The organism is Pseudanabaena biceps PCC 7429, assembly GCF_000332215.1.
In the GTDB taxonomy this organism is placed as follows: Bacteria; Cyanobacteriota; Cyanobacteriia; order Pseudanabaenales; family Pseudanabaenaceae; genus Pseudanabaena; species Pseudanabaena biceps.
On record NZ_ALWB01000216.1, the window covers coordinates 1 to 9,519 of the forward strand.

Here is a 9,519-nt window from a genome sequence, read left to right on the forward strand (position 1 = left end):
ACAAATGATGGGAGGAGAGATCCAAGTTAAGAGCGAACTAGGGAAAGGGAGCATATTTAGTTTTAGGATAGGAGTAAAGTTAGCCGAGGACTGGGTAAAGCAAAAAACAGTTCAACAAGGACAGAATATCATCGGATATGAAGGAGAGAGAAAGGAGATATTGATCGTTGATGATAAATGGGAAAACAGGTCGGTGATCGTCAATCTGCTGGAGCCTTTAGGATTTAGGCTCACCGAAGCTGAGAATGGACAGATAGGGCTAGAAAAAGCAAGAGAGAATCATCCTGACCTTGTTATAACGGATTTGGCGATGCCAGTGATGGATGGATTTGAGATGTTGAGCCAGATCAGAGCGGAAGATACATTAAAGGGACTGATCGTGATTGTTTCTTCGGCATCCGTAGGGCAAGAGGATCAGCAAAAGAGTCTAGACGTAGGAGGGAATGATTTCCTTGAGAAGCCAGTACATTCGGAAGAATTGTTTAGGTTATTGGGCAAGCATCTGCAAATCAAGTGGAGTTATGAAGAGGGAAAAAAGGAGGAAGAAGTAGTAACACTAGGAGATTTGGTCGTGCCTCCTGAGGAGGACTTGAGGTTGCTGTTGGATCTAGCTCTTGATGGCTTAATCAAAAAACTAGGTGACACCGCTGGGCAAATTGGTCAAAGGGATGTCCGCTATTTGCCTTTTGTCCAGCAGATTCAACTGCTAACTAAGGGATTTCAAACCGAGAAACTGGAGCTTCTGCTTCAAGAATATCTGACTGAAAGATATCCATGAATATGAATTAAGGCTTACGCAAATTTGATGGTAAAAGACTTTATATGTCTTGAAGCGTGATATTTTAGCTTGAGATGCTTTAGATACTCAGACCTTAAAAACATGCTGCTTGAAGTTGAAAACTTAACTGTACGTTATGGCGATGCATTGCCCGCAGTAGATCGCGTCACTTTCCACTTACAAGCAGGTGAAGCGCTAGGTTTAATCGGTGAGAGTGGGTGCGGAAAATCGACAATTGGTCGATCGCTGATCAAGCTATTGCCCCAAAGCGCGAGTATGGAAGGAACGATATGCGTTGATGGCGAAGCGATCGCTGAAAAAAAAGATGGTAAGTGGCGCGGGGAAAAAGTCGGACTAATATTTCAAGATCCGATGACAAGACTCGATCCCCTGATGAGCATAGAAGGACATGGGCTGGAAGTATTAGGATCTCACTATCCTAAGCTATCGACGCAATCGGCAAAACAACGGCTAAATGAAGCTCTAAGAGCCGTGCGCATCGATCCATCCCGTGCTAAGCAATATCCCCATGAATTTAGCGGCGGAATGCGCCAGAGAGTTGCGATCGCCCTTTCTTTATTACTTAATCCCGTTTTGTTGATTGCTGACGAGCCGACGACTAGTCTTGATGTTACTGTCGCCTCGGAAATTCTCAAAGAGCTAACAACCCTTCGCAAAAGCCGTTCGATGGGTTTATTGCTAGTTACTCACGATCTGGGTATGGTTGCCGAATATTGCGATCGCATTGCCGTCATGTATAACGGGACGATCGTGGAGACGGGAACCGTCGAACAGATCTTCCGTTCCCCACAGCATCCCTATACCCAGAGCTTGCTAACTTCGGTGCTACATTTCCATCCCGAGGCTCTCGCATCCAATCAAAACCAGCAGGAAATCCAAGATATTCCTGTAATTCAAGATCTTCCCGTAATTCAAGATCTCCAATCCCCTGAAGATATTCCTGCGAGTGATGCTGAAGAGACGAATACTTCTGAAGAGAATCAGGAAGAGGACCCAAAACCCCAAGAAACTCAATTAATTGAAAAAATTACTGTCCCGCAAAAGTCTATTCCCAGAGTGATTCTCTATGTCAATCATCTGAAAAAGCACTATGTCACTGGAGGCAATCCGATCGCTAGATTTTTTGATGCCTCGATTGGTGTGGTCAAAGCTGTTGATGGCATTGACTTAGAAATCCTCTCAGGTGAGACCTTTGGCATTATTGGCGAAAGTGGGTCGGGCAAAAGTACGACTGGGCGGGCGATCCTGCAATTAATTAAGCCCGATCGCGGTTTGGTGCGGTTTAATAGCGTAGAACTCACTAAACTCAAAGGCGAACAATTACGCCAAATGCGATCGCAGATGCAGATGATCTTTCAAGATCCGCGTGCTTGTTTCAGTCCCTACATGACTGTATTTCGGAGTGTAGCCGATCCTCTGCTGATTCACCAGATTGTCCCTAACCTCGAAGCCGCCCGCGACAAGGTATATGCCATTCTCGAAAAAGTGGGGCTGAGTTCACAACTAGCCGAGCGCTATCCATCCGATTTGTCAGGAGGACAGTTACAGAGGGTCGCGATCGCCCGCGCCCTGATTACTAACCCCAAATTGGTTATTTGTGACGAACCAGTAAGTATGCTGGATGCCTCGATCCAGAGCCAAGTTTTACAGCTAATGCGCGACCTCAAACAGGAATTTAAACTTACCTATATCTTTATTACCCACGATCTCGCTGTCGCCCAATTTTTTTGCGATCGCATTGCGGTGATGCGTGGCGGTAAAATCGTAGAGCAGGGCAGCACCGCATCGGTTTTAACTAATCCTCACCACGAATATACCAAGGCTTTGATTGCTTCGATTCCGCGTATCCCTTACATCGACTAAACTTAAAATCCCCCTGTGATGCCATAGCCTGCATCCCTCGGTGGCTCATTGATAAATAAACGTAACAATGCCCGATTCCCCGCGCCAATTCTCCCTTAATTCCCACTTTCTCAATCCCGATCGCTCCAATCTCGAAGATATCCGCAAGTTAGGCTATGCCTTTGTGGATCTGATCGTGGATTCAGTTCTGGATACTCAAAATCATCCCTTTGTAAAGGACGAAACTGCTTTCGAGCTCCACATTCCCCAACAGGGACAGGAACTCTTAGAGTTGCTATCTGAAGTGCGATCGCAGATTTTGCCTCGTACGGTTAACTTCCAGAATCCCCGTTATATGGGACATATGGACAGCGTACCTACCGCCATCACGATCTGGGCTGACGCTCTAGTTTCCGCAGTCAACAACAATATGCTGAGCTACGAGCTAGCACCCATATTTACGGAAATGGAATCCCAGCTCATGCAATGGTTTGGGCATTTCTTCGGTATGGGCAAGGATTGTTTTGGCACGCTTACCTCAGGTGGTAGCCTTGCCAATATTTCAGGGCTTTTATTGGCAAGAAATTGGAAATGTCCTGAGAGCAAAAATGTTGGTGGTTCTGGAAATTTAGTCGCCTTTGTCTCCGATGCCGCCCATACTTCCTTTGAGAAGGCAATGAATGTGATTGGCACTGGGAAGGATAACTTAGTGCGCGTGCCCACGAACGATCGCGGTGAAATCCTCATTGAGGAATTAGAAATAGCCATTCAACAAGCAATTAGCCAAGGGAAAACGCCTTTTTTTGTGGCGGCGATCGCAGGTACAACGGTGACAGGCGCGATCGATCCCATCCAAGCGGTAGGAGTCATTGCTAAGCGCTATGATTGCTGGTTTCATGTTGATGCTGCCTATGGTGGGGCGGGAATTTTTACTCCCAAACTAAAACCTCTATTTCAAGGCTGCGAACTTGCCGACTCGATGACCTTTAATCCTCAGAAATGGCTATGGGTAGCGCGAACCTGTGCCATGCTCATCGTAAAAGATCGGCAACATCTGGTGGATGGATTTGCAGGGGAACTTCCCTATATGGACGATCGCACTCTCAACTTCGGCAACCTCAATTTGCAAGGAACAAGGCGCACTGATAGCCTCAAATTGTGGATGGCAATGAAGGCAATGGGCATAGAAGGCTGTCGTTATCTCGTTGAGCGATCGCTCGATCTATCGCATAATTTGCGCCAATGGGTGGATGCTTCGAGTGATTTAGAGCTGGTTTGCGAACCGACATTAAATATTATTTGTCTCCAATCTACGGATCCCCAACTAAGTAGTGCGGCATTGCGTCAACAGTGGATCGATGAAGGCAAATTATGGCTATCTTTACCGCTTTGGAAAGGCGATCGCATTCTCAAAGCGGTGGTTTTACATCCCTACGCAGGATGATACCTACAAGGCAGTATTGTGGAATATTGTGGAAGAGATTCCCAAACCTTGGCTTTGCTCCCCATCACCAAACTGACCACTATAACTTACAGTTGTATAAATAAAGAATCGGTTTTATAGCTATAGTCAGTAATGAGTCAGTAATGTTAGGACAAACATCAAACCCAATAGAGAGTTGCGGCGCTTCGCGCCGCAACTCTCTATTGGGTTTGATGTCCTGACTTAAGTGAATATAGCTATACCATTCGATCCATACACACCATAGTTGAGATATGTCATGCTTTGCCCGTTTTGTCAGCATACTGATAGCCGTGTTTTAGAATCTCGTTCGGCAGAAGCAGGCTGTAGTATCCGACGCAGGCGAGAATGTCTGAACTGTCAGCGTCGATTTACCACCTACGAACGGATTGAATTTGTCCCCATCACAGTCTTAAAACGGGATGGGGCGAGCGAATCCTTTGATCGATCGAAATTGCTGCGCGGCATGATCAGAGCTTGTGAGAAAACGGGGGTATCGCAGACGGCTCTGGAGTCAATTATTGATGAAATCGAAGCGCAACTTCAAGGACGCGATCGCCATCAAGTTTCAAGCGTCGAAATTGGGGAGATGGTTTTGCGATATTTACAAGATGTCAGCGAAGTTGCTTATGTAAGATTTGCTTCGGTATACCGACAATTTCGGGGAGTTAGAGACTTTGCCGAAGCTCTAAACCACTTTGCCGCAAATTGATGTAGTTGTCGATACAGCGATCGCTGGAGTAAAACGTAGGGATGTAATGATTACCTAACCTAACTTCTAGATTTTGGCTTGGTATCAACCTAAGGCACAGGAAATGACTAGTGACAAAAATTTGTAAAGAAAAGTTGAAATTTCTTATTGACCCTAGCTATAATATCAGTGTTTTGTAATCCCGATCGCATTTCAGGGTCTAAATTAGGAGGTATTGATTTGGCAAGGAGACGTAAGCGGAAGAGTAGACGTCGCCAAGAAGGGCGCAAAATCCTAGAACATATTCCTCAATTTAGTATCGATAGCGGAGAAGATAAGCCAGTAACGGCTGCACGTAAGTACATTCATACACATGGCATTCTTCCCCCAGCATTGTTGCTTGTAAGACGGAACGAGCACACAACGGATCGATACTTCTGGGCAGAAAAAGGACTATTCGGAGCACAGTATGTTGAAGAAAATCACTTCTTGTTCCCTAGTCTGAAGCCACCTGAAGAAAGAGAAGTAGCCCTTGCAGGATGTCGATAATTTTTTCGGCTATCCATCAAGGTAAACTTTAAATTTTTCGTTGGTATCGCTTTTTCAGCACTTTACATTAATAAGTACATGTTTCTAGAGAAAGCTGTGTTTATCACCATAGATTATAGAAATTTGCACTTATTTATTCGTAAATTGCTGAAAAGTAAACATCAATGATAGTTATGAGTATAAATATATTTGATTTGTAGTTTAGTCAAATATGTTTAAAATTTTCATGGTTACTCATGTAACTAACAAATGGGGATTTTATTTATTTAGATATTAACGGTTGAAGGTATTTATTACATCTTCCAGAAGTGACATCTCACTTCTGGTTTTTTGTTAATTATCTTAAAGTCCAAAAGATAAATGGCGGCGCGAAGCGCCGCCATTTATCTTTTATACCAAATCACAAAATGGCGTAGCCATTTTGTGATTTTAAAACCCTTACTGGGTTTGGTTTTTAATTCCCAAAAGTGTAGCCACACTTTTGGGAATTGGTATTATTAGTAAACTGGCAAAGTAAACCGAAAACAACTTCCTTTTTTGCCGATCGCATCATCAACCCAGATCCGACCGTAATGCGCCGTGATAATCCGACGACATAGGGAGAGCCCGATACCATAGCCGTCAGCCTCATCATCCCGTTCTAAGCGATAGCGCTCCTCAAATACGCGATCGCGCATTTCCGCAGGAATTCCAGGACCATTATCAGTAATACTAACCTCAATTTTTTGCGAGGTACGGTGCATCACGGTAAGCTCGATTTTTCCACCTTCAGGAGTATATTTCGTAGCGTTCCCCAACAGGTTGATTAAAACTTGACGAATTTTTTCTTGATCGATATATACGGGCGGTAAATCGGTAGGGATATCTTTTACCAATTTTTGCATTTTCCCTTCCAAACATTTGTGGAAGTAAAAATCGCTGACGACACTATGACAAAGCTGATCGAGTTGAATCTTTTGCCTTTGGGTGCGAAATTGGGCATTTGCCCCCCTTCCCGCTTCGAGAATATCCGTAATCATATTGTCAGCATCACGGGCTTTATTTCTCGCGTGCTTGAGGAGACGAGAAATCATTTGCGGGTCGATTTTGTCACCACTTTTTTCGATCGTATCGATCGCTAATAAAATTGCTGTTAAGGGATTTCTCAAGTCATGGGCTAGCATTCCCAGCACCCGATCTTTAAAACGAATTTGTTCCTCAATCTCGGCTTTTTCCTGAGATAACCGAAACACATCATCAGCAAGATGTGCCACTTCACTCATGTAGTCGATATTTTGGGCAAGTTCGGGAGGATGGTTCGTGGTTTGGTCGAGTACCTGTTGTTTCCAAGTATCCCAACAATTCCCCAGTTGCTTGAGAATATTTTTCCCTGCGATCGTTTGGCGTGGTAAAGGTGATAGCTTTAGCAAGGCAGGAGACATTACCACTTTAAAGAGCTCGGCAAGTTGAGGCTGACTGGCGACATTGATAATTTGCAACTCGGATCGACAATCGCTCTCGCTATGCAAAAATTCCTCCACTTCTTTGACTAAATCTTTTGCCTTAGGGCGATCGTCAATAAATAGTAGGAGTTGCAATGTTGATTCAGGTAATGTTGAAACAGTCCTCATTTACTTTCGGACTCGCAACGAATTTTTAAGATATTCTTAATAATTATATTATTGTTCTCATGCATTTACCTCAACAACGATGGCAGATTTTCTCACCTCAAACCGATTTGTCGATCGCGATTGCCAACGCCACAGGACTTTCTCCCATAATCGCGCAGGTTTTGCTAAATAGAGGCATTAATACCCCTGAAACTGCCAAAGTTTTTCTCGATCCCGAACTTGACAATTTACCCGACCCCAAGCAAGAATTTCCCGATTTAATTGCCAGCATTGATCGCATCGAGTATGCAATTAAAAACGGCGAACGCATCACAATTTGTGGCGATTATGACGTAGATGGTATGACTAGTACGGCTTTATTGATCCGTACCCTCAAATTGTTAGGGGCAATTGTGGAATACGAAATTCCCAGTCGCATGACGGAAGGCTATGGGATCAATATGCGGATTGTCCGAGATTGTCACGAGCGAAATGGGAAATTAATTATCACCGTGGACAATGGGATTGCCGCCTATGAGGCGATCGCCCTCGCAGAATCCTTAAATATTTCTGTAATTGTTACCGACCATCATGAAGTCCCCGAAGATTCTAGCAAAATCCCCCCTGCAACCGCCATACTCAATCCTAAATATCAAGTCGATCCGCATTCTCCCTATGCAGCGATCGCTGGTGTTGGAGTCGCCTATATTTTGGCGCTGGAGTTAAGCGATCGCTTTGGCAAACGTGCCGAGTTAGAAAATCCACTGTTGGAGCTATTTACCCTTGGGACGATCGCCGATCTGGCATCTTTAACGGGGATCAATCGCCGACTTGTCAAAAAGGGCTTGCGGTTGCTGTCCCAATCTAAGGTAATTGGCATCATTGCCCTGATTAATGAAACGGGAATCGCCAAAGATAAACAAACGGGGATGAAGCCCGAAGCGATCGGGTTTGGTTTGGGTCCCCGCATTAATGCGATCGGCAGGATTGGCAATCCTCAAGTCATTATCGACCTCTTAACCTGCGAAGAAATGGGACAGGCGATCGCCCTAGCCCAAGAATGTGAAGCGACTAATAAAAAGCGCCAAGATCTCTGTAAAGAGATTGAGGAACAAGCGATCCGCTATATCAACCAAAAACGGGCTGAAGGTTTTGACATCACCCAAGAACGGGTTTTAGTAATCGTAGATCGCGATGTCCAAGCAGACTTACCCATGGCCAAACAGACGGGCTGGCATCACGGGGTAATTGGCATTGTTGCCTCGCGCTTAGTAGAACGGTACGGTGCTCCTGTATTTATCGGCAGTTATGAAGATAGTCACGACATGGAGGACAAAGAGAAGGAAGTATCGCAAAATCAGCAAGAATCGTACAACCATCAAGGGGACACGGTACGTTTCTCCGTAAGAGGCATTCCCGAATTTCATGTTTTCCATTCCCTCGAATATATCGCTCCCATTCGCAATAAGGGTGGTGGACATAAGGCCGCAGGCGGATTTACCATTCCTGCGCAGAATATGGAGAAGCTACGCCTAGGGCTGCGGGAATTTGTCGATCGCGAAAATATTTTACCCAGTCATATCATGCCCTTCATTCAGGTGGATGTACTCGCCGAACTTAGCGATGTTTCGATGTCCCTGTTACAAACCTGCGATCGCCTGCAACCCTGCGGGCTCGGCAATCCCGATCCCGTGTTTTATAGTCAAAATGTTCGCGTTATCTCTCAACAAACTCGTGGTAGGGATAAAGTCAAACATCTCTCTTTAGAGCTTGATACTGGCAACGGTAAAATTAAGGCGATCGCTTGGCGCTGGGGAGAATATTGCCCTATCCCCAATCGCGTGGATATCGCCTATAAGCTAAGGGCTAATCAGTGGCAAGATACTACTTCCGTAGAATTAGAAATAGTAGGGCTTCGTGAAGTAGGCATTCATGAAGTAGACAATGGAGATAATTCTCAAATTGAGACTAAACAAATTCCATTACTATATAAACCCGCACCAATAATTACCAAGTTTCCCCAATGGGAAAATCTCAACGAAGCGTCAAGACCTCTACCTCGTCCATTATTACTATATGGTTGCGATCGCCCAGCCGATAAGTTTCAAGGTGATGTCGATTGCGATCGCCCCACGCGCAATAAAAAGTACGAAGCAGTTGTTCTATGGACTTTACCACCATCATTCACACATCTACAATGGCTGATCGCTACCGCTAAACCCGATTATATCTATCTCGGTTCCCATATTCCTTCAGTGCCTTCCATCGATCAATTTCGCCATCAAATTCAGTCTCTTAACTTAGAGAATATAGAGAAATTAAATCTGTTAGATATCTCACAGCAATGGTGGATTTCGCCTAGCGCGATCGTGGCGGCTCTGCGCGAACTGAACTACATCTGCGATTTCCCACCGACATTACCCCTTGATGGCGAACTCCTCAGAATGCAGAAATGGTATGGCATTGCGATTAATAAACTTGCAGTAATTCTTGCCGATCAAAAATAATCACATATATAACTGCCGCCAAGCAAATCAGGACAAAATCAAAACCCAAAAGAGAGATGCGGCGCGAAGCGCCGCATCTC

7 protein-coding genes are annotated in these 9,519 nt (G+C 44.8%); 6 read left to right on the plus strand and 1 reads right to left on the minus strand.

The features are described 5' to 3' along the window. The 5 genes from PSE7429_RS18680 to PSE7429_RS18700 all read left to right on the plus strand — a co-directional run. A partial coding sequence (locus PSE7429_RS18680) for an ATP-binding response regulator (protein ID WP_040689524.1) occupies positions 1-778 on the plus strand: 778 nt, incomplete at its 5' end. Positions 779-880: 102 nt separating this feature from the next. Continuing rightward, complete coding sequence (locus PSE7429_RS18685; protein ID WP_009628888.1) at positions 881-2,662, plus strand: ABC transporter ATP-binding protein; 1,782 nt, start codon at positions 881-883, stop codon at positions 2,660-2,662. Positions 2,663-2,729: 67 nt separating this feature from the next. After that, positions 2,730-4,085, plus strand: a complete 1,356-nt coding sequence (locus PSE7429_RS18690) for a pyridoxal phosphate-dependent decarboxylase family protein (protein WP_009628889.1) — start codon at positions 2,730-2,732, stop codon at positions 4,083-4,085. A 277-nt stretch (positions 4,086-4,362) separates the two neighbouring features. Beyond that, on the plus strand, positions 4,363-4,815 hold the full coding sequence (gene nrdR / locus PSE7429_RS18695) for a transcriptional regulator NrdR (RefSeq protein ID WP_009628890.1): 453 nt from the start codon (positions 4,363-4,365) through the stop codon (positions 4,813-4,815). Between the two features lie 219 nt (positions 4,816-5,034). Continuing rightward, positions 5,035-5,343 carry a DUF3155 domain-containing protein gene (locus PSE7429_RS18700; protein WP_040689531.1) on the plus strand — a complete coding sequence of 103 codons (309 nt, stop codon included), beginning with the start codon at positions 5,035-5,037 and terminating at the stop codon, positions 5,341-5,343. Between the two features lie 497 nt (positions 5,344-5,840). Here the strand turns inward: PSE7429_RS18700 and PSE7429_RS18705 are convergent, their stop codons facing one another. Beyond that, complete coding sequence (locus PSE7429_RS18705) at positions 5,841-6,953, minus strand: histidine kinase (protein WP_009628892.1); 1,113 nt, start codon at positions 6,951-6,953, stop codon at positions 5,841-5,843. Positions 6,954-7,012: 59 nt separating this feature from the next. Here PSE7429_RS18705 and recJ point away from each other — a divergent pair, with 59 nt between their 5' ends. Beyond that, entirely contained in the window at positions 7,013-9,439 is a 2,427-nt protein-coding gene (gene recJ, locus PSE7429_RS18710; protein WP_009628893.1) for a single-stranded-DNA-specific exonuclease RecJ, read from the plus strand. The last annotated feature ends 80 nt before the right edge of the window (positions 9,440-9,519 follow it).